21 protein-coding genes are annotated in these 20,058 nt (G+C 72.1%); 12 read left to right on the top strand and 9 right to left on the bottom strand.

What is annotated here, in order from left to right; all coding sequences use genetic code 11:
* Nucleotides 1-42 precede the first annotated feature (42 nt).
* From KZC56_RS01735 to KZC56_RS01725, 3 genes are read right to left on the bottom strand one after another with little or no spacing between them, the layout of a single operon-like run.
* Nucleotides 43-612 carry a cysteine hydrolase family protein gene (locus KZC56_RS01735; RefSeq protein ID WP_206252780.1) on the bottom strand — a complete coding sequence of 190 codons (570 nt, stop codon included), beginning with the start codon at nucleotides 610-612 and terminating at the stop codon, nucleotides 43-45.
* Nucleotides 609-2,051, bottom strand: coding sequence for a purine-cytosine permease family protein (locus KZC56_RS01730; RefSeq protein ID WP_247637709.1), 1,443 nt, complete (start codon nucleotides 2,049-2,051; stop codon nucleotides 609-611). The genes KZC56_RS01735 and KZC56_RS01730 overlap by 4 nt, the downstream gene beginning before the upstream one ends.
* Nucleotides 2,052-2,086: 35 nt before the next feature.
* Nucleotides 2,087-3,370: a M18 family aminopeptidase gene (locus KZC56_RS01725; protein WP_136036456.1), complete on the bottom strand. Its 1,284-nt coding sequence runs from the start codon at nucleotides 3,368-3,370 to the stop codon at nucleotides 2,087-2,089.
* Nucleotides 3,371-3,601: 231 nt separating this feature from the next.
* Between KZC56_RS01725 and KZC56_RS01720 the strand changes: the two genes are divergently transcribed.
* On the top strand, nucleotides 3,602-4,462 hold the full coding sequence (locus KZC56_RS01720) for an EamA family transporter (RefSeq protein ID WP_247637708.1): 861 nt from the start codon (nucleotides 3,602-3,604) through the stop codon (nucleotides 4,460-4,462).
* Between the two features lie 165 nt (nucleotides 4,463-4,627).
* Here KZC56_RS01720 and KZC56_RS01715 read toward each other — a convergent pair whose 3' ends face one another.
* Nucleotides 4,628-5,284 carry a response regulator gene (locus KZC56_RS01715; protein WP_247637707.1) on the bottom strand — a complete coding sequence of 219 codons (657 nt, stop codon included), beginning with the start codon at nucleotides 5,282-5,284 and terminating at the stop codon, nucleotides 4,628-4,630.
* Nucleotides 5,285-5,603: 319 nt separating this feature from the next.
* On the opposite strand from KZC56_RS01715, the gene KZC56_RS01710 reads away from it, so the two are divergent.
* The gene (locus KZC56_RS01710; RefSeq protein WP_247637706.1) at nucleotides 5,604-6,653 is read left to right on the top strand and encodes a sensor histidine kinase; all 1,050 of its coding nucleotides are present in this window, start codon (nucleotides 5,604-5,606) and stop codon (nucleotides 6,651-6,653) included.
* A gap of 239 nt (nucleotides 6,654-6,892) precedes the next feature.
* Here the strand turns inward: KZC56_RS01710 and KZC56_RS01705 are convergent, their stop codons facing one another.
* Nucleotides 6,893-7,636, bottom strand: coding sequence for a GntR family transcriptional regulator (locus KZC56_RS01705; protein ID WP_240744676.1), 744 nt, complete (start codon nucleotides 7,634-7,636; stop codon nucleotides 6,893-6,895).
* 169 nt (nucleotides 7,637-7,805) lie between these two features.
* On the opposite strand from KZC56_RS01705, the gene KZC56_RS01700 reads away from it, so the two are divergent.
* From KZC56_RS01700 to KZC56_RS01670, 6 genes are all read left to right on the top strand, one after another.
* On the top strand, nucleotides 7,806-8,735 hold the full coding sequence (locus KZC56_RS01700) for a phosphate/phosphite/phosphonate ABC transporter substrate-binding protein (protein WP_136036454.1): 930 nt from the start codon (nucleotides 7,806-7,808) through the stop codon (nucleotides 8,733-8,735).
* Nucleotides 8,736-8,854: 119 nt separating this feature from the next.
* Nucleotides 8,855-9,682: a phosphonate ABC transporter ATP-binding protein gene (gene phnC / locus KZC56_RS01695; protein ID WP_247637705.1), complete on the top strand. Its 828-nt coding sequence runs from the start codon at nucleotides 8,855-8,857 to the stop codon at nucleotides 9,680-9,682.
* A complete protein-coding gene (gene phnE / locus KZC56_RS01690) occupies nucleotides 9,679-11,448 on the top strand; it encodes a phosphonate ABC transporter, permease protein PhnE (protein WP_247637704.1) in 1,770 nt (589 codons plus the stop codon). The genes phnC and phnE overlap by 4 nt, the downstream gene beginning before the upstream one ends.
* Entirely contained in the window at nucleotides 11,445-12,584 is a 1,140-nt protein-coding gene (locus KZC56_RS01680) for a TIGR03364 family FAD-dependent oxidoreductase (protein ID WP_281733181.1), read from the top strand. The genes phnE and KZC56_RS01680 overlap by 4 nt, the downstream gene beginning before the upstream one ends.
* Nucleotides 12,581-13,288 carry an HAD family hydrolase gene (locus tag KZC56_RS01675; protein WP_247637703.1) on the top strand — a complete coding sequence of 236 codons (708 nt, stop codon included), beginning with the start codon at nucleotides 12,581-12,583 and terminating at the stop codon, nucleotides 13,286-13,288. Before KZC56_RS01680 ends, KZC56_RS01675 begins: the two co-directional genes overlap by 4 nt.
* A 10-nt stretch (nucleotides 13,289-13,298) precedes the next feature.
* Nucleotides 13,299-14,387, top strand: coding sequence for an alcohol dehydrogenase catalytic domain-containing protein (locus KZC56_RS01670; RefSeq protein ID WP_247637702.1), 1,089 nt, complete (start codon nucleotides 13,299-13,301; stop codon nucleotides 14,385-14,387).
* Here KZC56_RS01670 and KZC56_RS01665 read toward each other — a convergent pair.
* Nucleotides 14,384-14,899 carry a CinA family protein gene (locus KZC56_RS01665; protein ID WP_136033179.1) on the bottom strand — a complete coding sequence of 172 codons (516 nt, stop codon included), beginning with the start codon at nucleotides 14,897-14,899 and terminating at the stop codon, nucleotides 14,384-14,386. The two genes, KZC56_RS01670 and KZC56_RS01665, sit on opposite strands and share 4 nt — an antisense overlap.
* A gap of 319 nt (nucleotides 14,900-15,218) precedes the next feature.
* Between KZC56_RS01665 and KZC56_RS01660 the strand changes: the two genes are divergently transcribed.
* A complete protein-coding gene (locus KZC56_RS01660; RefSeq protein WP_168443062.1) occupies nucleotides 15,219-15,902 on the top strand; it encodes a DUF6766 family protein in 684 nt (227 codons plus the stop codon).
* On the opposite strand, the gene KZC56_RS01655 is transcribed toward KZC56_RS01660, so the two are convergent.
* Nucleotides 15,875-16,408: an FHA domain-containing protein gene (locus KZC56_RS01655; RefSeq protein WP_240744624.1), complete on the bottom strand. Its 534-nt coding sequence runs from the start codon at nucleotides 16,406-16,408 to the stop codon at nucleotides 15,875-15,877. The genes KZC56_RS01660 and KZC56_RS01655 overlap by 28 nt on opposite strands.
* A gap of 184 nt (nucleotides 16,409-16,592) precedes the next feature.
* On the opposite strand from KZC56_RS01655, the gene KZC56_RS01650 reads away from it, so the two are divergent.
* From KZC56_RS01650 to KZC56_RS17760, 3 genes are all read left to right on the top strand, one after another.
* Nucleotides 16,593-16,937, top strand: coding sequence for a DUF7882 family protein (locus KZC56_RS01650; RefSeq protein ID WP_136033177.1), 345 nt, complete (start codon nucleotides 16,593-16,595; stop codon nucleotides 16,935-16,937).
* A gap of 88 nt (nucleotides 16,938-17,025) precedes the next feature.
* Nucleotides 17,026-17,925 carry an SDR family oxidoreductase gene (locus KZC56_RS01645; RefSeq protein ID WP_136033175.1) on the top strand — a complete coding sequence of 300 codons (900 nt, stop codon included), beginning with the start codon at nucleotides 17,026-17,028 and terminating at the stop codon, nucleotides 17,923-17,925.
* Between the two features lie 59 nt (nucleotides 17,926-17,984).
* Entirely contained in the window at nucleotides 17,985-18,902 is a 918-nt protein-coding gene (locus KZC56_RS17760) for an EamA family transporter (protein ID WP_136033181.1), read from the top strand.
* An 8-nt stretch (nucleotides 18,903-18,910) separates the two neighbouring features.
* On the opposite strand, the gene KZC56_RS01635 is transcribed toward KZC56_RS17760, so the two are convergent.
* Both KZC56_RS01635 and KZC56_RS01630 read right to left on the bottom strand, forming a co-directional pair.
* Nucleotides 18,911-19,675 (bottom strand): YidC/Oxa1 family membrane protein insertase, encoded by a 765-nt coding sequence (locus KZC56_RS01635; RefSeq protein WP_247637701.1) that lies wholly within the window; start codon nucleotides 19,673-19,675, stop codon nucleotides 18,911-18,913.
* Nucleotides 19,676-19,736: 61 nt separating this feature from the next.
* A complete protein-coding gene (locus KZC56_RS01630; protein WP_136033171.1) occupies nucleotides 19,737-20,009 on the bottom strand; it encodes a DUF6412 domain-containing protein in 273 nt (90 codons plus the stop codon).
* Nucleotides 20,010-20,058: the final 49 nt, after the last annotated feature.

Genomic DNA, 20,058 nt, shown 5'->3' with positions numbered 1-20,058 from the left:
GGGTGGGCCTCGCGCGGTCCGTTTTCCACCCCGCACGCGGGGTCAGCGCGACAAGAGGGCGGACGTCTCGGCGACCGTGATCTGCGGCGGGTAAAGGCTCATGACCTGCACCGCGGCGGCGTGGTTCTCCGCCGTGGAACCGGCGCAGGCGTCGGCGGCGACGGTCACCCGGGCCCCCGCGTCCGCGGCAGCGAGCGCCGTGGAGATCACGCAGCAGTCGGTGGACACGCCGGCCAGCACCACCGGCGCGCCGTGTCCCACCACCGCCTCCAGCTCCGCGCCCCACTTGCCGAACGTGGGCAGGTCGAGCGTCGGGTGCGGGGACAGCCCGCGCGCCGCGGGAACCAGGTCGAACAGTGCGTCGTCGGCCGGGCGGTCGGCGAAGGGCCACGCGGCGAAGTAGTCGCCCCAGGAGGTGGAGCGGTCGGCCGTGGGCAGCCACCGCGTCACCAGCACGCGGTCGCCGAACGCGTCGGCGAGCCGCCGGATGTTGCCCATCGCGTCGTCGAAGAACGGCGACCCCCACGCGGAGTCGGGCGAGGCGAAGATGTGCTGAGGGTCGATCACGACCAGCCAGGCGTCCCGTGAACCCGGGCCGGCGGTCGTGGTCACGCCGCCTCCTGCCGGCGGATCTTCCCCGCCCTGGCGAACCAGGTCACGACGAACGACAGCACGAGCGCGAAGAACACCCCGAGGTTGGCGTACGCCCAGTCGCCGTCAGCGCCGCCGACCAGGAACAGCAGATACCCCTGCCAGTTGTTCCACGGGGCGGCCTCGGCGAAGCCGTTGAGCACGAATCCCCAGCCGATCACGCTCGCGACCACCAGGGTGACGATCGAGGTCCAGTCCCAGGCGCCGTAGCGGCCGCGGCTGTCGAACAGCGCCTGCTCGTCGTAGTCGGCGCGGCGGCGGAGGATGTCGGCGATCAGGATGCCGGCCCAGGAGGCGAGCGGCACGCCGAGCGTGATGAGGAAGCTCTGGAACGGGCCGAGGAAGTCGGTCGCGAAGAACACCACGTAGATCGTGCCGAGCGTGAGGATGACCCCGTCGATCGCGGCCGCCGACGGGCGCGGGATGCGGATGCCGAGGCTCAGCAGGGTCAGGCCGGAGGAGTAGATGCCCAGCACGGCGCCCGACACGAGCGCGAGGACCGCGGTGAGCAGGAACGGCACCAGCACCCAGAGCGGGAGGATGCTCGCGAGCGCGCCGATCGGGTCGGCCGCGATCGCCGTCAGCAGGTCGTCGTCGGAGCCGCCGAGCAGCAGGCCGAACACGACGAGGATGACCGGCGCGACCGAGCCGCCGATCGTGTTCCAGGCGACGATCGCGCCGTCGGAGGCCGTGCGCTTCTGGTAGCGCGACCAGTCCGCGGCGATGTTGATCCAGCCCAGGCCGAACCCGGTCATCACCATCACGAGTGCGCCGATCACCTGCCCGATGCCGCCGTCCGGACGCGCGAGCACCACGCCGAGGTCGATGCTCGGGATCGCGAGGACGATGTAGAGCACGGTCACCACGCCGGTGACCCAGGTGAGCACCGACTGCAGGCGCATGATCGTGTGATAGCCCAGCACGGACGCCGTGACGATGAGCGCGGCCACCACGACGGTCGCGACGACCTTGAGCCACAGGCTGTCGCCGTCGCCGCCGAGCTGCGTGATCACGGTCGCGGTGGCGAGCACGGCCATGATCGCCAGGAACGTCTCCCAGCCGATCGAGGTGAGCCACGAGACGATGCCGGGGATCTTCTGCCCCTGCACGCCGAACGCCGCCCGCGAGAGCACCATGGTCGGCGCGGAGCCGCGCTTGCCCGCGATCGCGATCAGCCCGCACAGCAGGAACGACACCACGATGCCGATCACCGACACGAGCGTCGCCTGCCAGAACGAGATGCCGAAGCCGAGCACGAACGAGCCGTACGACATGCCGAACACCGACACGTTCGCGGCGAACCACGGCCAGAAGAGGTCGCGCGGCTTCGCGGTCCGCTCGGATTCGGGGATGATCTCGATGCCTGCGCGCTCGATGAGAGCCGGCCTGATGTCGGTCATCTGCTCATGATGGCACTGCTGCGCCGGTGCGGGGCTCAGCCGGCGAAGAACGCTCCGGCCACGCGTGTCAGGTCGTGCAGGTCGCTCACGCCGGCGAGCTCCCGCGCCGAGTGCATCGACAGGATCGGGATGCCCACGTCGACCGTGCGGATGCCCAGGCGCGTCGCCGTGATCGGTCCGATGGTGGAGCCGCAGGGCACGCCGTTGTTCGACACGAACTCCTGCGTGGCGACGCCCGAGCGCTCGCACCACTCACGCCAGGCGGCGCTGCCGACCGCGTCCGTGGCGTAGCGCTGATTGGCGTTGAGCTTGAGGATGGGGCCGGAGCCGAGCACCGGCTGCACCACGGGGTCGTGGCGGCCGACGTAGTTGGGGTGCACCGAGTGACCCACGTCGCTCGACAGGCACCACGACGCGGCGTAGGCCCGACGGCGGGCCGACGCGTCGGCGCCCAGCCCGTCGTAGACCCGCTCCAGCACGTCCTCCAGGAACGGGCCGGCCGCGCCGGAGCGCGACTCCGACCCGAGCTCCTCGTGGTCGAACGCGGCGAGCACCGCGATCGGCGCACCAGCGGCGGGCTCGTGCGCCTGCAGCGCCACCACGCCGGCGTGCACGGAGGCGAGGTCGTCCAGGCGACCGGAGGCGAAGAAGGCGCTGTCCTTGCCGAACACCGCGCCGCGTGCCGCATCGGCCACCACCACGTCGTAGCCGCGGATGTCAGACACCGACACCTCGGCGGAGGCCGCGAGCTCCGCGAGGATGTCCGCCTCGGACGGGTCGCCCAGTCCCCACACGGGCTGCGTCTCGGTCTGCTTATCGAGCGCGAGGCCGTTGTTCACGCCGCGGTCGAGGTGGATCGCCAGCTGCGGCAGTCGCAGCAGGGCACCCGTGTCGGCGAGCACGACGCGGCCGTCGGCGAGGGCCAGGCGACCGGCGAGGCGCAGCTCCCGGTCGAGCCAGGAGTTCAGCAGCGGGCCGCCGTAGACCTCGACCGCCGCCTGCAGCCACCCGCGGACACCGGTCGTGGGCTGCGGCTTGAGCTTGAAGCCAGGGGAGTCGGTGTGGGCGCCGAAGACCTGCACGGGCGTGGTCGCGGTGGCGTCGGCGGGGACGACCCAGGCGATCGCGGCTCCGTCGCGCACCACGACGTACCGCCCGCCCGCGGCGGACGGCCACCCGTCGTGCTCGTCGAGCCGCGTGAACCCGGCGTCCTCCAGGCGACGGGCGACCTCGGCCGCGGCGTGATAGCTGGAGGGGGAGGCGGCGACGAAGTCGGCGAGGTCCTCGGCGTGGGCGAGAGCGACCGGGGTGACGGGCATGGGCATGACCTTCCTGCGCGGGGTGTCTTTCGAGCGTAGTCGCGACCGGCGTTCCCCTCCGGTTCACCTCGGACGGCTAGGGTGGTCCCGATAGCGCCTAGGGTTCCGGGGTCCGCACCCGTCTGGTCCGAGCGGCGCCACGGTCCGCTCCCGTGAGCGGGCCGTCATCTGACAGGACAAAAGCCCGGAGGACCCTGTTCGTCGTGCCTGCGCCGAACGGAAGGGTCTGTCGTGTCCCCACTCGCCTTCGTCCTGGTCCTCGGTGCCGCCGTCGCCCACGCCGCCTGGAACGTGATCGCGCACGGCATCAGCCGCGCCGGCTCGCCGTTCCTGTGGTGGGGCGCGGTGGCCAGCACGGCCGTGTGGATCGGGGCGGTGCCGTTCACGGGGGGCCTCGGCACGTCCGACCTCGCCTCGTTCGCCCTCGGGGTGGGTGTCTCGGCCGTGCTGCACGTGGTGTACATGGCGGTGCTGCAGCGCGGCTATCGCGAGGGCAGCCTGTCGACCGTGTATGCGACGGCGCGCGGGACCGGTCCCTTCCTGTCGGTGATCGTCGCGGTGCTGCTGCTGGGGGAGCGGCCGTCGGGCATCGCACTGGTCGGCGTCGCCGCGGTGATCGTCGGCGTGGTGGCGGCCGGGCTGGTCGACCGGGGGAGCGGCGGAGGGCGGGGCGTCGACCTCGGCCTGGTGTTCGGGCTGCTGACGGGCGTGGCGATCGCGGTGTACACGATCTGGGACACGCACGCGGTGCGCACGTGGAGCCTGTCGCCGGTGGCCTTCATGGTGGGCACGACCCTGCTGCAGGTGCCGTTCTACTCGATCGCGGTCCGTCGCCGCTGGCCCGCGGTGTGGGCGCTCGGGCGTGCCCAGTGGCGCCGCATCCTGGCGTTCGGTGTGCTGTCGCCCCTGTCGTACATCCTCGTGCTGTCGGCGATCCAGATCGCTCCGGTCGCGCTGGTCGCGCCGTTGCGCGAGGTGAGCGTGGTGCTGGTGAGCCTGTTCGGCGCGGTCGTGCTCAGGGAGTCGCGGCCAGGGTGGCGGGTGGGCGCCTCGCTCATCGTGCTGACCGGCATCGTGCTGCTTGCGCTGTGACCCCCGCGGTTCCATTCTGGAGATGGCGCGGGGTGGAAGAACGACAGCCCTCGGACCGTCGACGCCGACGGTCCGGAGATGGATGCAGGTGTGAGCACTCTCCCGGATCCCCGCGGCGCGAGCGGTGCGCCAGCGGGATGCCCGCGTGCCGCGCGAGGCACGGGGTCAGCGGAAGGTGACCAGCCCCGCGTGCGCGGCCGTGACGAGGATCTGCACGCGGTCGCGCAGGTGCCACTTCGACATCATGCGCCCGAGGTGCGCCTTGACCGTGCCCTCCGACACGATGAGTGCCTTGGCGATCTCGGCGTTCGACATGCCCTTCGCGAGGCACTGCAGCACCTCTTCCTCACGGTCCGTGAGAGGTTCGAGGGCGTCGGCGGCGGTCGCGGCGGGCGTGGAGGCGCGCACGTGGCGGATCAGCATGGAGGCGATGCGCGGGGACAGGGAGCTCTGGCCGGCGAACACCTCGCGCACGCCGGTCACGATGTCCTCCGCGCTGGAGTCCTTGAGCAGGTAGCCCGACGCCCCGGCGCTCAGCATCGGCAGGACCGTGTCGCTGCCGTCGAGGGTGGTCACGGCGAGGATCCGCACCTCGGGCCACCGTTGCGCGATGGCCGCCGTCGCCTCGATGCCGTTCATCTCGGGCATCTGGACGTCCATCATGACGACGTCCGGCTTCTCCCGTTCCACCGTGGTGAGGGCCTCGCGACCGTCCTCCGCCTGCGCCACGACCGTGATCTCCGGCGCGCGCGACACGAAGTGGGACAGCGCGGAGCGGACCAGTGGATCGTCATCGACGATCACGACGCGGATTTCCTGCATGGAGGAAGCCTAACCGCGCTGCACCCGCGGATCCGCGCTGTAGACCTTTGGCCATCGAGGTCTGGACTCAAGACAGATGTGCGCGCTCAGCGTCGTCGAGAAGATGAATACAGACATCGACAAACGACTACAAAATGGAGGTGAACGTAATGACTTTCTGGCAGCAGGTTAGCAAGTTCTTTGGTCTCGTCCGCTAGAGTACCTGGCGAATAGGAGATAGTGAACCATGGCCTTCGACCATTCGATTCGCGGGTCTGCGGATACACTCCGGCTGGTCCGAGGTGAGAAACTCACCGCTATCGAACGCATCGTCGTTCTGGTGATCATCTCCATCACTATCGCCGTCGATCTGATCGGCCTCGTCGTGACTCCGGGTGTGAACCCGGCCGTCCTCGTGGTGAGCATTTCTTCGACGGCAGTCTTCGCCCTTTATCTCTGGAAGCCCCTCATCGCGACATGCGCCCTCGGCGTCGTGTTCGCGCTCTCCTTTCTGGCAGGAACCGAGTACCAGGTCCTGACCGCCGCCGCTGTCGCGGCCGGATTGGTCATGCGACTCGGCTGGACCTCGCTGATCCTGTCGTACACCGGCGCGTTCCTCGTCGCTGCCGCCGTCGTCGCCATGCGCGACGCCGACGCCGGCGTGAACGTCGCCATCTACCTCGTCTTCGCCGCTGTCGCGGGAGCCGTCGGCTTCGCGCTGCGGATCGCGTTCGCACGCGGCAGCCGCCTGGAGCGTCAGCTCGAGGCAGCGGCCGAACAGGAACGCGAAGCAGTGCTCGCCGAGCGGCGATGGATCGCCGGCGAGTTGCACGACAGCATCGCGCACCACCTCACGGTGGTGTCGCTGCACGTGCAGATGCTCGAGGACCCCGGAACCAGTGACGATTCGCGTGAGGCCATCCGGGTGGCCGCGCGCAAGGCCATGACCGATCTCCGGTTCGTGATCGAGCTGGCCGACGACGGGCCCCGGTCGGCAGGCATGCCGACGGGCGACCTCGTCGCGGCGATCGACGAAGCACGCACCGAGTTCGCGGCCGCCGGGCACACGGTGGTGTGCGAAGGCGACCCGGGCGACGAGCGCATCCCGCGCGCCGTGGAGATCGTGCTGGCGCGCATCGTGCGCGAGTCCGCCACCAACATCTTGAAGTACGCCGGCGAGGGCACGGTCGAGATCCGTCTCGCCGTGGACGACGACACCGCGCACCTGACCCTGCGCAGTCCCCTTCCGACCACGCCCCGCCGCGAGCTCTCGTCGAGTCGCACGGGCCTCGGCCGCATGGCCGAGCGCGTCATGGGCGCGAGCGGTGAGTTCAGCGCGGGGGAGGTCGACGGGCACTGGCTCGTGTCGGCCGCACTGCCGGTGGCCTGAGGCGCTACAGTGGCAGAGTGCGCTGCGTGTGCACGAACAGACCTAGACGAAAGTCTAAAAAGGTCTCGACTTTCGGCACTTCAGAGCCCAATTCGTACCGGCATATGCTGAAAGCTCCCCAGATAAAGCGTCCCCAGCGCTGCGATCGCGGGCGCGATCTTTCTGGCTTCTGAACACTCCCGTGCCCGCGATCGCGAATCTGTTTCCGGGCCCTTTCCCCTGCGGCCGAATCCCTCTCCTCACGCACCCACAGCGCGCATGAAGTGCCCATCGGTCGAGATGCCGGACGCCGCCACCGTGAACCGGACCACCTCGCTGAGGTAGCGGTCCTCCGAGGCCTCGAAGACGCGTCCGTCGGCGTCGCGCGACGTGCGCGTGAGTCGCAGGATCGGTGCGCCCCGCGGAACCCGCAGCAGGCTCGCGTCCTGCTCGTCGGCTGCGACCGCATCGATCTCGTGCCGCAGCGTGACGATCGGATGCCCGAGGGAGGCCAGGTACTCGGTGATCGAGACCTCGTCCAGATCGACCTCGAACAGCCGACGCCCGACGTCTTCGGTGTAGGCGAGGCGCTCCAGCATGGTCGGCCGCCCGTCGAGGAGGCGCAGGCGGACGACGCGGACGATGGTGTCGTCGCGCCCCACGCCGAGCGCGGGACCCAGGTCGCCGGCGCGGCGCAGGCTGAGCTCCTGCGTCTCGGCGCCGGGGGTCACGCCGAGCTCGCGCGCCCAGCGCGTGAACGGCACTGACACGTCGACCGCCTGGTTCGCCTTGCGCGCGACGACGCGCGCCGGGCGTCCGCGACCGGTCTCGATCAGCCCCTCGGCGCGCAGCGCCGCGAGCGCGTTGCGGATCGGGCCGCGGGAGGTGTGCCAGCGCTCGGCGAGCTCGGCCTCGGTGGGTACGTCGTCGCCGGGGCGCAGCGTGCCGTCGGTGATCCGGGCGCGCAGGTCGTCGGCGATCTGGGTGTACACAGCTTCGGCCACATAGGTACATTACTTCGCCATCGGGCGGAGGCCGCGGATGGTCGGTGAGTGTTCACCCAGGCGAATGGCGGGTGAACGCGCCCTGAACTCTTCCGAGATAGGTATACATCTGAAGACCGGGCCTGTCAGAGTCGTCGAGGATCACCCCTCCCACCCTGAAAGGTCCACCATGAAGCTCCGTGCTCTCCCCGCCCTCGCCGGCGCTGCGATCCTCGCGCTCGGCCTCGCCGCCTGTGCCGGAACGGCCGAGGCCACCGACGCCCCCGGCGACGCACAGTCCGCCGGCGCGAGCGGGTTCGCCGTCGACGAGAACACGCTGGTCTTCGGCGTCGTGCCCGACTCGGTCGACACCGAGACCAACTACCAGCCCCTGATGGACTACATCGCCGAGGTCACCGGGAAGACCGTCGAGTACCACGAGTCCACCGACTACGCCGCGCTGATCGAGGCCGCCGTCGCCGGGAAGGTCGACGTCGCGTCGTTCTCCGGCTTCACCTACGTGACCGCCACCAACAACGGCGCGAAGCTCACGCCCATCTCGTCGATCATCACCGAGGAGGGCCAGGAGCCCGGCTACTACTCGCAGGCGATCGTCCCCGCCGACAGCGACATCACCAGCCTGAAGGACTTCGCCGGCAAGAAGGTCTGCTTCGTCGACCCGTCGTCGACCTCCGGCTACCTCTTCCCCTCCTACAACCTGCTCGAGGCGGGCATCGACCCCCAGGCCGACATCACGCCGGTCTTCGCGGGCAAGCACGACGTGAGCGTGCAGAAGGTCGGCGAGGGCGTCGAGTGCGAGGTCGGGTTCGCCGAGGACTCCGAGGTCGAGAAGTCCGACAAGGTGAAGGTGATCGACGAGACCATGGTGCCCGGTGCGCCCCTGGTCTACTCCTCGTCCCTCCCGGACGAGGTCGCGCAGGAGCTCGTCGACGCGCTCGGCGAGGTCACGATCGACGACATCATCGCCGCGGGCATCGACGGCGCCGACTCCGACGCGTTCCGCAGCGTGTTCTACGCCACGAAGCCGGTCGACGACGCGTACTACGACCTGATCCGCGACATCTGCGCCGAGACCGAAGCGGAGCAGTGCAAGGCCTGACGGCCTGACACGCCCGTCGTCTCGCCGGCGCTCGCTCAGGAACCCGACTGCGGTTCCTGAGCGAGCGCAGCGGGACGAAGGGCCTCCCACCCGACCCGACCGCACGACAAGGAGATGCCATGACCGCGGCCACCGACACCCTCATCCGCCTCGACGGCGTGACCAAGACCTTCGGCAGCACCACGGCTCTGAGCGACGTGTCGCTCACCGTGGCCCGCGGCGAGATCGTGGTGCTGCTCGGCCTGTCCGGCTCAGGGAAGTCGACGCTCCTGCGACACCTCGACGGGCTCGAGGTGCCCACCGCCGGCACGGTCGACGTGCTCGGCGCCGCGGTCCCCGCGCTCCGCAGTCGGGCGCTGCGCGACCTGCGCAGCCGCGTCGGCTTCATCTTCCAGCAGTTCGAGCTCGTGCCGTCGCTGACCGTGCTGGAGAACGTGCTCACCGGCTCGCTCTCGCGCGTGCGCGGCCCCCGCCTCGGGCTCTGGGGCTACTCCCGCAGCGCGAGGCTGACCGCTCTCGAACACCTCGACCGGGTCGGGCTGCTCGACCGGGCGTACCAGCGCAGCGACACCCTCTCCGGGGGACAGCAGCAGCGCGTGGCCATCGCCCGTGCGCTCATGCAGAAGCCCGACATCCTGCTCGCGGACGAGCCCGTCGCCTCGCTCGACCCCGAGTCCAGCGAGCAGGTCATGGCCCTCATCCGCCGCATCGCCGCCGACGAGGGGCTCACCGTGGTGTGCAGCCTGCACCAGGTGGACCTCGCCATCAGCTGGGCCGACCGCATCGTGGGGCTGAGGCACGGCGAGGTCGTGCTCGACACCCCCACCGACGGCCTCAGCAAGGCGGAGGTCATGGAGATCTACGGACGTGTGGCCACGACGACCGCGGAGATCACGGCCGTGCAGGTCGAGCTCGCCGACGCAGCCACCCCGGCGGGCGTGGCATGACGGCCCTGGACACGGCGGCGGCGCCCGGCACCCGCGGCGGCGCGGCACCGCGCGGGGGCGCACCCACCGGTTCGGGCGGGGCGACCGTCGCGGCCCGTGCGCCCCGGCGCCGGCCCTCGCCGGAGCGCATCGCCGCGGGACTCACGCTCGTCGCGCTGGTCGTGCTCGGTGTGCTCGCGGTGCGCGACGTCGACATCTCGATCCCCGCGATGGTGCAGAGCTGGGGCAACGCGCAGAACTTCCTGGCCCGCGTCGGCGGCCTCTCCTTCCCGGAGCCCGGCGAGCTCCTGTGGCTCATCGCGCTGACGGTGGGCCTCGTGCTCGTGGGCACCCTGCTCGCCGCGGTGCTGTCGGTGCCGATCGCCTACCTCGCCGCCTCCAACACCACCCCGGGAACGGGCTGGCGCGCCGCGGCGCGGTTCGTCGGCGTGCTGACCCGCGCCCTGCCCGACGTGGTGCTCGCGATGGCGTTCGTGCTGATGTTCTCGCTCGGCACCCTGCCCGGCATCCTCGCGATCGGCATCCACTCGATCGGCATGATCTCCAAGATGTTCGCCGACGCGATCGAGCAGATCGACGAGGGTCCGCGCCTGGCGATCCGGGCCGCGGGCGGCTCGAAGCTGCAGGAGTTCACCGCCGGCATCCTCCCGCAGGTGCTGCCGAGCTGGGTCGCGACCGTGCTGCACCGCAACGACATCAACCTGCGCGGCAGCGTCGTCCTCGGCTACGTCGGCGTCGCAGGGCTCGGTCTGGAGATGTCGTACGCGTTCAAGGCGCTCAACTACGGCAAGGGTCTCGGCATCGCGCTCGTGATCTTCGCGCTGTGCATCGCGATGGAGGTCGTGTCGAGCCTCGTGCGCGGGGCCATGCTGGGCGAGCAGCGGCAGACGCGCTCCTGGATGGACCGCCTGGTGCACCCCCGGCTGCGCCGCACGACCGCGCCCACCGCCGCCCGGTCGGAGTGGGCAGCGACACCGCAGACCGCCCTCCGCCGCCCCTGGACCGCGCAGCGCGTGCGCCACACCCTCGCCGGGGTCGCCGCCGTCCTGGTCGTGATCGGCAGCGTCGCGGTGAGCCAGATCACCTGGCTCGACCTCTTCACGTTCTGGGCCAAGCTCCCCGAGGTCGCCGCGCGCTTCTGGCCGCCGTCGTTCGGGAACTACGACGCGCCCGCGATGCTGGAGGCCATGCGCGAGACCGTCGCGATCGCGCTCGCCGCGACCGTGCTCACCCTGCTGCCCTCCCTGCTGCTCGGCTCGCTCGCCGCCCGCAACGTCGCCCCGAACGGAGCCGCGCGAGGGACCGCGCGCCTGCTGCTCGTCGGCATCCGCGGCATCCCGGAGCTCATCCTCGCGATCGTGCTCGTCGTCATCACGGGACTGGGCGCCCAGGCCGGCGTGATCGCGCTCGCGATCGGCGGCATCGGGTTGCTGGGCAAGCTCATCGCCGACTCCCTCGAAGAGGTCGACCGCGGACCGGAGCGCGCACTGCGTGCGGTCGGTGCGACCCGCCTGCAGACCTACGCGGCCGCCACCGTGCCGCAGGGGACCAGGGCGCTGATCGGGCACAGCTTCTACATGCTCGACACCAACATCCGTGCCGCCACCATCCTGGGCATCGTCGGCGGTGGCGGCGTGGGGTACTACCTGCTGAACGCCAGCCAGGGCTCACGCTACGAGACGGTGACCGCGATCGTCCTGATGACCCTGGTGACCGTGCTCGCGGTGGAGGGTCTCGCGATGTGGATGAGGAAGGTGTTCCGATGACCCGCGCGAACGACACCGCCGACGTGGTCGTGATCGGTGCGGGCATCGTGGGGCTCGGCGCCGCGTACGCCGCCGTCCGCCGGGGGCTGCGCGTGATCGTGCTCGACCGCAGCGACCGGCCCGTCGGTGCGACCGTGCGCAACTTCGGGCACCTGTGCATCGGCGCCCAGGGCGGAGACGCGCGGCGCTACGCCGACACCTCGCGCGAACTGTGGCTGCGGCTCGCCCGCGACGCCGGGTTCTGGCTGCGCGAGTCCGGCACGCTCGTGGCCGCCAGGCACCGGGACGAGCTGGACGTGCTGGAGGCCGCGGCGCACGATGGCGGCATCCGGATGCTGGACAGCGCCGAACTGCGCCGCCGGGCACCGCTGCGCGCGGAGGGGCTGCACGGTGGCGCGCTCATCGATGCCGACCTGCAGACCGATCCGCGCACCGCGGCCGCCGCGATCGTGCGCCACCTCGCCGCGAACGGCGTGGACTTCCGCTTCCGCACCGCCGCGACCCGCCTCGCCGACGGACGGGTCGAGACCACGCGCGGTCGCATCGATGCCGGGGTCGTGGTCGTCGCCGTGAACCACGACCTCGACCAGCTGCTGCCCGAGGTCGCCGAGCGGCACGGTGTCGCCCGCTGCGCCCTCGACATGATGCGGGTCGCGGCGACCCTCCCGCGACCGCTCGACGCGCCCCTGCTCACCGGGTGGTCGCTCATCCGCTACGGCCGGTTCGCCGCGACCCCGCAGGCCGCGGCGCTGCGCGAGCGCCTACACGCCGAACGCCCCGACCTCGCCGCGCTCGACCTCAACCAGATGTACACGCAGCTGCCCGACGGCACCCTGATCCTGGGCGACTCGCACGCGACCGCGACCGCTCCCGCGCCGTTCCAGCCCGAGGCCGCGTTCGCCGCGTTCCTCGCGGAGGCTCTGGCGCTGTTCGACATGCCGGAGCCGCGCGTGATCGAGCGGTGGCAGGGCGTGTACGCCAAGGCCCCCGGCGAGTTCCTCGTCGACCGCGGCGACGACGGCACCCTGGTGATCGCCGCGACCACCGGCATCGGCATGACCTGCGGGCTCGGACTCGCCGAGCTCACCCTCGCCTCGGCCCTCGGCCGGGCACCCGCCCTGGAAGGAACACCATGACCACTCCGATCGAACTCGTCGTCCTCGACATGGCCGGCACCACCGTGCGCGACGACGGCGTGGTGGAGCAGGCGTTCCAGCGCGCCGCCGAGCGCACCGGGGTGGCCGCGTGGCTGCCGTGGGAGGAAGCGCTCGACCACGTGCGCGCCACCATGGGGCAGTCGAAGCTCGACGTCTTCCTGCACCTCGCCGACGGCGACCTCGCCGCCGCGCAGCGCGCCACCGCCGCGTTCGAGGACGCGTATGCGGAGATCGTCGCGGAACACGGCGTGACCGAGATCCCCGGGGCCGCGGACGCGATCCAGGGGCTCAAGGACGCCGGACTCGCCGTGGCCCTGACCACCGGATTCGCACCAGTGACCCGGCAGGCGCTGCTCGACGGGCTCGGATGGGGCGACCTCGTCGACGTGGCGCTCTCGCCCGTGGACGCGGGTCGTGGCCGTCCGGCGCCCGACCTCGTGCTCGCCGCGCTGCTGCGCTGCGGGGCCTCGGCGGTGGACGCGGTCGCGGTGATCGGCGACACCGTGAGCGACGTGCAGTCCGGGCGCCGCGCCGGGGCCGGGTTCGTGGCGGGCGTGCTCACCGGCGCGCACGACCGCGCAGCCCTGAGCGGCGCGGGAGCCCACGCCGTGCTCGCCGACGTCACCGCCCTGCGCGGCGCGCTCGCCCAGCGCGACCTGCTGCCCACCGTCTCCCCGCACTGAGCATCCGGCCATGGGAACCGTGCTGATCCGCCCGCCCGGTCACCGGAGGGACGTCGCCCTGCGCCCCGCCGCCACCGCCATGGTGTGGATCGGCGACGGGCACCCGCACGAGACCATCGCGGTGCCCGGCGTCGCCCTCGGCGACCACGACGTGCTGGTCGCTGTCGAGATGTCGACCATCTGCGGCTCCGACGTGCACACCGTGCAAGGGCGGCGCGCGGCCTCCACGCCGCTCGTGCTCGGGCACGAGAGCGTGGGGCGGGTCATCGCGCTCGGTGACGCCGGAGCGGACGCGACCGACGGGGCCCCGCTGCGCCTCGGCGACCGCGTGGTGTGGTCGGTCACGGTGTCGTGCGGCACGTGCGACCGCTGCCGCCGCGGGCTCACCCAGAAGTGCCGCGACCTGGGCAAGTACGGCCACGACAGGGTGGGCGTGCACGGCGACCTCACCGGCGCGTTCGCCAGCCACGTGCAGCTGCGCGCGGGGACGGCGGTCGCGCGGGTGCCGGAGTCACTGCCCGCCGCGGTGCTCGCGCCGGCGGGCTGTGCGACGGCGACCGCGTGGGCCGCGGTGACCAGGGCCGCGCGCGACATGCCCCTCGACGGCGCGACGGTGCGCGTGCACGGCGCCGGGCTGGTGGGGCTCTCCGCCGCGGCGATCGCCGTCGAACACGGGGCGGTGGTGGAGGTGCGCGACCCCGACCCCGCGCGACGGGCCCTCGCCGCGCGCTTCGGGGCCACCGCGCTCGACCGGGAGCCCGACGTCGTGATCGAGGCGTCGGGGCACGCGGTCGCGGAGGCACTGGCCGGGGTCGCGGTGGGTGGCACGGTCGTGCTGGTCGGCAGCGTGTTCCCCGCCGAGCCGGTCCCCGTGGATGCCGAGGCCGTGGTGCGGCGCCTGGTCACCGTGACCGGGGTGCACAACTACACGTCGCAGGACCTCGCCGACGCGGTCGCGTTCCTCGCCGGTCGCGGCCGCGCCTACCCCTTCGCGGACGCGGTCGGCGCCGTGCGCTCGCTGCTCGACATCGACGCGGCCCTCACCGAAGCGGCGGCCCCCGGAGCCCCGCTGCGCATCGGCCTCGTGCCGGGCCGCTAGTCCTCGCCGCCCGACCCGCGGCGGGGCCCCGCGGGGTGCAGGCCCTCGGCGTGGAACGCGAGCAGCCGCACCGCGGCGTCGACGCTCGCCGACAGCACCTCGTCGGGGTCGCCCGTGAGCGCGAGCCGCCGGTGGCCCGAGTCCTCCGCGGTCGCCCAGCCGAGGTACACGGTGCCGGCGGGGTGGCCGCCCTCGGGGCCCGGGCCACCGACACCCGTGGTCGAGACGCAGATGTCCGCCTCGAACAGCCGCAGGGCCCCGGTGGCGAGCTGCTCGGCGCACGCCGCGGAGGTGGGGTCGGTTCCCGGCGTGAGACCGAGCACCCGCTCCTTGACCTCGGTGAAGTAGGCCACGATGCCGCCCGCGAACCAGTCGGACGCGCTCTCCCCGGCGCCGATGGTGTTCGCGAGCCGCCCGGACGTGAGCGACTCCGCCACGCTCACCCGCAGACCGCGGGTGCGGGCGAGCTCGCTCAGCCGCTCCAGCTCGGGCGTCTCGTTCGGCGCGGTCATCGCTCGCTGCTCTCGGACGTGCGCGTCATGGGCGATCCTCTCGTCTCGGTCGTCGCGCCACGCGTCCCGCCGCGGCGCCTGATCCGACGGTAGGGGACGGGGCGACACGGACGCAGGGGATTGACAAGGAGAGCGACGGCGTCAAGCCCCTGCCGGTGGTCGTCCGGCCCGGCCAGGGTCGGTCCATCGGACATCGCGAGGAGGCGGACATGGGAGAGCAGACGCGGGACACCGCGGGGATGCGCGCGGTCTTCTGGACGTGGGCGGGCATCATCGCGGTCGGGCTGGCGATCATGATCGCGCTGCCGCTGGGAGGTCGATGACCGTGCGGAGCCGGATCAGGGATCACGCCCTCAGCCTGTTCTTCCTCGCGCTGTTCGCGGCGGCGCTGATCGGCCAGTCGATCGCCGGATACCTGCGCAACAACGACGAGCTCGTGGAGCACGGGCAGGCCACGATCGGCTTCCTCGACTTCGTGTGGTCGTCGGACTTCGCGGTCGACGTGGCCGAGAACTGGCAGTCCGAGTTCCTGCAGTTCTTCCTGTTCATCGCCGCGACGATCTGGTTCGTGCAGCGCGGTTCACCCGAGTCGAAGAAACCGGGAGACGAGGGTCCGGGGAGCGACGCGGATCAGCTGGTGGGACGCCACGCCCGCCCTGACTCCCCGCGATGGGCCAGGGCGGGCGGGTGGCGCGCCGCCGTGTTCGGCAACTCGCTGCTGATCGTGATGGGGGCGGTGTTCCTGCTGTCGTGGTTGGCGCAGTCGCTCGCCGGGACCGTCGTGATGAACGCGGAGAACGCGCAGCACGGCGCGGCGGCGATCACCTGGCTGGACTACGTGGTCTCGCCCGACTTCTGGGATCGGACGCTGCAGAACTGGCAGTCCGAGTTCCTGGCCGTCGGCACCATGGTCGCGTTCGCGATCTACCTGCGTCAGCGCGGGTCAGCCGAATCGAAGCCCGTGGGGACGCCGCATCACACCTCGGCGTCGGAGTCCGACTGAGGCGCGCGCTCGCCGTCGCCGTCGTAGTCGGGGCGCGGCGGCTGCAGCGGCTGGTCGGAGTACTCCCCGCCGAGGCGTCCGCCGTAGGGGCGCCCGTGGTCGGCGAACTCGTCGCGGGCGAAGACCAGCTCCCACGGGCCGACCGTGAACCGCGAGCCGGTGCGCAGCGTCTCGGTGCGCTCGCCGGGGTGCGTGGCGTCGGCGTCGGGGTTCGAGTTCATCTCGCCGTCGGCGTGCAGCGTCACCACGTACTCGTCGCGGTCGTCGTGCACCACCGTCGCGTGCACGGGCTCGGTGTCGGCGAGGCGCAGCTCGTTGCCCGCCGCCGATCCGATGCGCACCTCGTCGACGTCGAGGGCGAACTCGGTGCGCTCGTCGTCGCGGCGCACGCGCAGGCGCGGGTTGCCGGCGCCCCGCTCGGCGTGGGTGGTGCCGGGCGTGTAGCCCTCGTCGGGACGGTCGTCGATGTGGCGTGCGTTCATGGCGGTGCCCTCCTCGGGTGTCATGGCCCCGAGGCTAGTCCGCTCCGGAATCCCGCGCGCGGGGCTTGACTTCCGGCCCCCGCGCGCTCCAGCAGACCGCTCGACCCGCGGAGTTGCGGCCCGCCCGGGGCGAGGGCTTACGCTACCCCCAGGGCATGATCCCGGCGGTGGCCGGGTGGGAACCGGATCGACCGAGGAGCATCACCCGATGGGCAAGTTCATCTACGAAGGCAGCGTGAAGAGCGAGATCGAGGATCGCGCCCTCACGCACCTGCAGCTCGTGATCACGGCGAAGCTGCGCCGGGGGGAGCCGTTCCCGTTCAGCTGGCGCGAGGACGCGAGCGTGGGCGGCGGACGCACCACGGTGTGGATCCAGCCGGGCAGCTCGCTCGTCTTCAAGTACTTCGGCAGCCGGCAGCCCTCGATCAACCGCGCCTGGATCGAGGCGCTCGCCTTCACCGCCAACGCCCCCAGCGGCCTGTACCTGGTGCCGGAGCCCGCGGAGGCGGGCGAGCAGCCGGGCGGAGACACCCCGGTCACACCGCCGCTCTGAGGTGTCAACCCCCTGCCCCCGGTCGGCGGTTGCCGTGATGCTCGATCCGAGCACGACACGACAGCCACTCGACACAGGAGGAGCGGACATGACCGACACCACCCGCGACAGCGGCCTCACTGACCCCCGGCACGCGCACCGCGAGGAGGGCTTCCCGGCGCAGAGCCAGGATCAGCCCGGACTCACCGAGCGCACCACGCCCGAACCCGACCACGGCGAGTCCTCGTACGTGGGCCACGGACGGCTCGAGGGGCGACGCGCGCTCATCACCGGCGGTGACTCGGGCATCGGTCGCGCGGTCGCGATCGCCTTCGCCAGGGAGGGTGCCGACGTCGCGATCGTGCACATGCCCGAGGAGCAGGACGACGCGGAGGACACGCTGGCCCTCGTGCGCGAGGCCGGACGCACCGGCGTCAGCATCCCCGGCGACGTGCGGGACGAGGCGTTCGCGACGGAGGCGGTGCACCGGGCGCGGACCGAGCTCGGGGGACTCGACGTGCTGGTGCTGAACGCCGCCTACCAGCACGACATCGACGGCTTCGAGAACCTCGACACCGAGAAGATGCGTCGCGTGTTCGACACGAACCTGGCCGGGCTGATCTTCTCCGCGCGCGCCGCCTTCCCCGACCTGGAGCCCGGCGCCAGCATCATCGTCACCTCATCGGTGCAGTCGGCGCAGCCCTCGCCGGGACTGATCGACTACGCCATGACGAAGGCCGCGCAGGTCGCGTTCGTGAAGGCGCTCGCCGAGGAGGCGGGCCCGCGCGGTATCCGCGTGAACGCTGTGGCGCCCGGGCCGATCTGGACGCCGCTGATCCCCGCTACCGGGTGGGGTCCCGAGCGCCTGGAGACCTTCGGGCAGGACACCCCGCTCGGACGCGCCGGACAGCCGGCCGAACTCGCCGGCGCCTACGTGTTCCTCGCGTCGGAGGAGTCGTCGTACGTCTCGGGCACGGTCGTCGCGGTGACCGGGGGCAAGGCCCTCTGAGGCCCCATCGAGCTGCGTGGGCGGCGGGGCGACGGGCTCCCGCCGCCTAAGCTCGTATGGTGCAGAAACCCGCGGCATCCGGCACCCTCGTGGGGGTCGCGCTCGTCATCGGCTCGTGCCTCTCGCTGCCGTTCGGGGCCGCCGTCGCCGCGCAGCTCTTCCCCGTCCTCGGCCCCTGGGGCGTGACCTCGCTGCGGGTCGCGATCGCCGCGGTGCTGCTGGTCGTGCTCGTGCGCCCGAGGGTGCGTGGGTGGACGCGGCAGCAGTGGCTCGCGGCCGTGCTCTTCGGGGTGTCGCTCGCCGCGATGAACGGCTTCTTCTATGCCGCCATCGACCGCATCCCGCTCGGGCCGGCCGTGGCGATCGAGTTCCTCGGCCCGCTCGTGCTCGCGGCCGTGCTCACCCGGCGGCTCGCCGATGCCGTCTGGGTCGCGGTGGCCCTGCTCGGCATGGCGCTGCTCGGCATCGACGGCCTGATCGGCGCGGAGCCCCTCGACCCGCTCGGCGTGGTTTTCATCCTGATCGCGGCCGGCTTCTGGGTGATGTACATCCGGATGAGCGCCCGCGTCGGAGCCCTCATCCCCGGCAGCAGCGGGCTCGCGATGGGGCTCGTCGTGGCGGCGGTGCTGCTGATCCCCGTGGGGGTGCCCGCGGCCGCGACGGTCGCCGCCGACCCGTCGCTGCTGCTGCTGGCCGCGGTGACGGCCGTGCTGTCGTCGGTCATCCCGTACAGCTTCGAGCTGGCGGCGCTGCGTCGCCTGCCGCAGCGGGTGTTCGGGGTGCTCCTGAGCCTGGAGCCCGCGTTCGCGACCCTCGCCGGATGGCTCCTCCTGGGGCAGGACGCGACGGTGCTGCGGCTGCTGGCCGTCGCGCTCGTGATCGCCGCGAGCGTGGGGACGACCCTCGGCGTGCGCCGGGACCGGAGGGGTGAGGAGCCGTCCGGCCCCTTCACCGCCCCGATCCCGCTGCCCGACTGACCCCGAGGTCACGCGCGGGCGGCGGCGGGCTCCGGCAGGGGGAACCGCTGGCGGAGCACCACGCGCTGCACGAGCGTCCACACGACCGTGACCGTGAGGTAGAGCGCGGCCGCGAGCGGGACGAACGCCGCGAACACGGCCGTGAGGTAGTGCAGCGCCGACATCGCCCGCAGCACCCCGGGCGAGCTGAGCGGCGAGTCGTCGCCCTCGACGGGCGCGGGGCGGAACACGCGCCGGGTGACCTCGGCGACCGCGATCATCACCGCCAGCAGCACCCCGAACACCGCGAACGTCGCCGGGGTCGCGGTGCCGCCGAACAGTGCGGAGACCAGGCTCGTGCCCAGCGGGGCGCCGAACAGGTCGTGCGCCAGCAGGTCGTTCGGGTGTCCGGCGATCTCCGGCCGCAGGAACAGCGTGTAAAGCAGCCCGACGACCGGGGCCTGGGCCAGCACGGGGAGCATCCCGGCGAACGGCGAGGTGTTCTCGGAGCGGTAGAGCTCCATCATCTCCTTCTGCAGCCGCTCGGGGTTCTTCTTGTGCCGACGCTGCAGTTCGCGCAGCCGGGGAGCGAGGCGCGCCCTGGTCTGCTCGGCCCTCGCCTGCGAGATGCCGACGGGGATGAGGACGGCACGCACCAGGAGCGTGACGAGCACCACGGCGAGGGCCGCGGCGGACGGGCCGGCGAGGGGCTCGAGGGCGGTGGAGAGGCCGGTCAGGGCCGTGTAGGCCGCGTTCAGGAGCGCGGCGAGGGGAGGGAAGGCGAAGATGTCCACGGGTGTCCGTTCGTGAGGTCGGGAAGGGTCGGCGAAGGCCGCGCGCTCCCGTCGGAACGGGCTACGCGGCGATCGCGACTCCCGGCGCCCGCGGACGCGGATGCCCCGCGGCATCCGGGTCGCTCTGCGGCAGCAGAGTGCCGACGTCGATGGCGCGGAGGGGATGCGGGGCGTCGGCCTCCGGTCGCTGGCGCACGCTCAGCACGACGGCGAGGGTCAGCGCGGTGACCGCGAGGAGGGCCACGGCGAGCCCGAGCGCGGTGGCATCGGGAAGAGCGACGAGCCCGAGCGCGGTCGCGACGATGCCGAGCATCTGCCCGATCCACTGCCGCATGTGCACACCCCGCTCTCTGCCACCGAGGCTAGCAGGGGGCGTCGTCCCG

Source organism: Microbacterium sufflavum (genome assembly GCF_023091155.1).
Taxonomy (GTDB): domain Bacteria; phylum Actinomycetota; class Actinomycetes; order Actinomycetales; family Microbacteriaceae; genus Microbacterium; species Microbacterium sufflavum.
Note: the sequence above shows the minus strand (reverse complement) of the source record. Positions and strands in the feature narration are given on the sequence as shown.

Excerpts from the sequence above, each read along its gene's own strand:
- KZC56_RS01730 (WP_247637709.1), bottom strand. The coding sequence starts at position 2,051 with ATGACCGACATCAGGCCGGCTCTCATCGAGCGCGCAGGCATCGAGATC.
- KZC56_RS01725 (WP_136036456.1), bottom strand. The coding sequence starts at position 3,370 with ATGCCCGTCACCCCGGTCGCTCTCGCCCACGCCGAGGACCTCGCCGAC.
- KZC56_RS01715 (WP_247637707.1), bottom strand. The coding sequence starts at position 5,284 with ATGCAGGAAATCCGCGTCGTGATCGTCGATGACGATCCACTGGTCCGC.
- KZC56_RS01700 (WP_136036454.1), top strand. The coding sequence starts at position 7,806 with ATGAAGCTCCGTGCTCTCCCCGCCCTCGCCGGCGCTGCGATCCTCGCG.
- phnC (WP_247637705.1), top strand. The coding sequence starts at position 8,855 with ATGACCGCGGCCACCGACACCCTCATCCGCCTCGACGGCGTGACCAAG.
- phnE (WP_247637704.1), top strand. The coding sequence starts at position 9,679 with ATGACGGCCCTGGACACGGCGGCGGCGCCCGGCACCCGCGGCGGCGCG.
- KZC56_RS01680 (WP_281733181.1), top strand. The coding sequence starts at position 11,445 with ATGACCCGCGCGAACGACACCGCCGACGTGGTCGTGATCGGTGCGGGC.
- KZC56_RS01675 (WP_247637703.1), top strand. The coding sequence starts at position 12,581 with ATGACCACTCCGATCGAACTCGTCGTCCTCGACATGGCCGGCACCACC.
- KZC56_RS01670 (WP_247637702.1), top strand. The coding sequence starts at position 13,299 with ATGGGAACCGTGCTGATCCGCCCGCCCGGTCACCGGAGGGACGTCGCC.
- KZC56_RS01665 (WP_136033179.1), bottom strand. The coding sequence starts at position 14,899 with ATGACCGCGCCGAACGAGACGCCCGAGCTGGAGCGGCTGAGCGAGCTC.
- KZC56_RS01660 (WP_168443062.1), top strand. The coding sequence starts at position 15,219 with ATGACCGTGCGGAGCCGGATCAGGGATCACGCCCTCAGCCTGTTCTTC.
- KZC56_RS01655 (WP_240744624.1), bottom strand. The coding sequence starts at position 16,408 with ATGACACCCGAGGAGGGCACCGCCATGAACGCACGCCACATCGACGAC.
- KZC56_RS01650 (WP_136033177.1), top strand. The coding sequence starts at position 16,593 with ATGGGCAAGTTCATCTACGAAGGCAGCGTGAAGAGCGAGATCGAGGAT.
- KZC56_RS01645 (WP_136033175.1), top strand. The coding sequence starts at position 17,026 with ATGACCGACACCACCCGCGACAGCGGCCTCACTGACCCCCGGCACGCG.
- KZC56_RS01630 (WP_136033171.1), bottom strand. The coding sequence starts at position 20,009 with ATGCGGCAGTGGATCGGGCAGATGCTCGGCATCGTCGCGACCGCGCTC.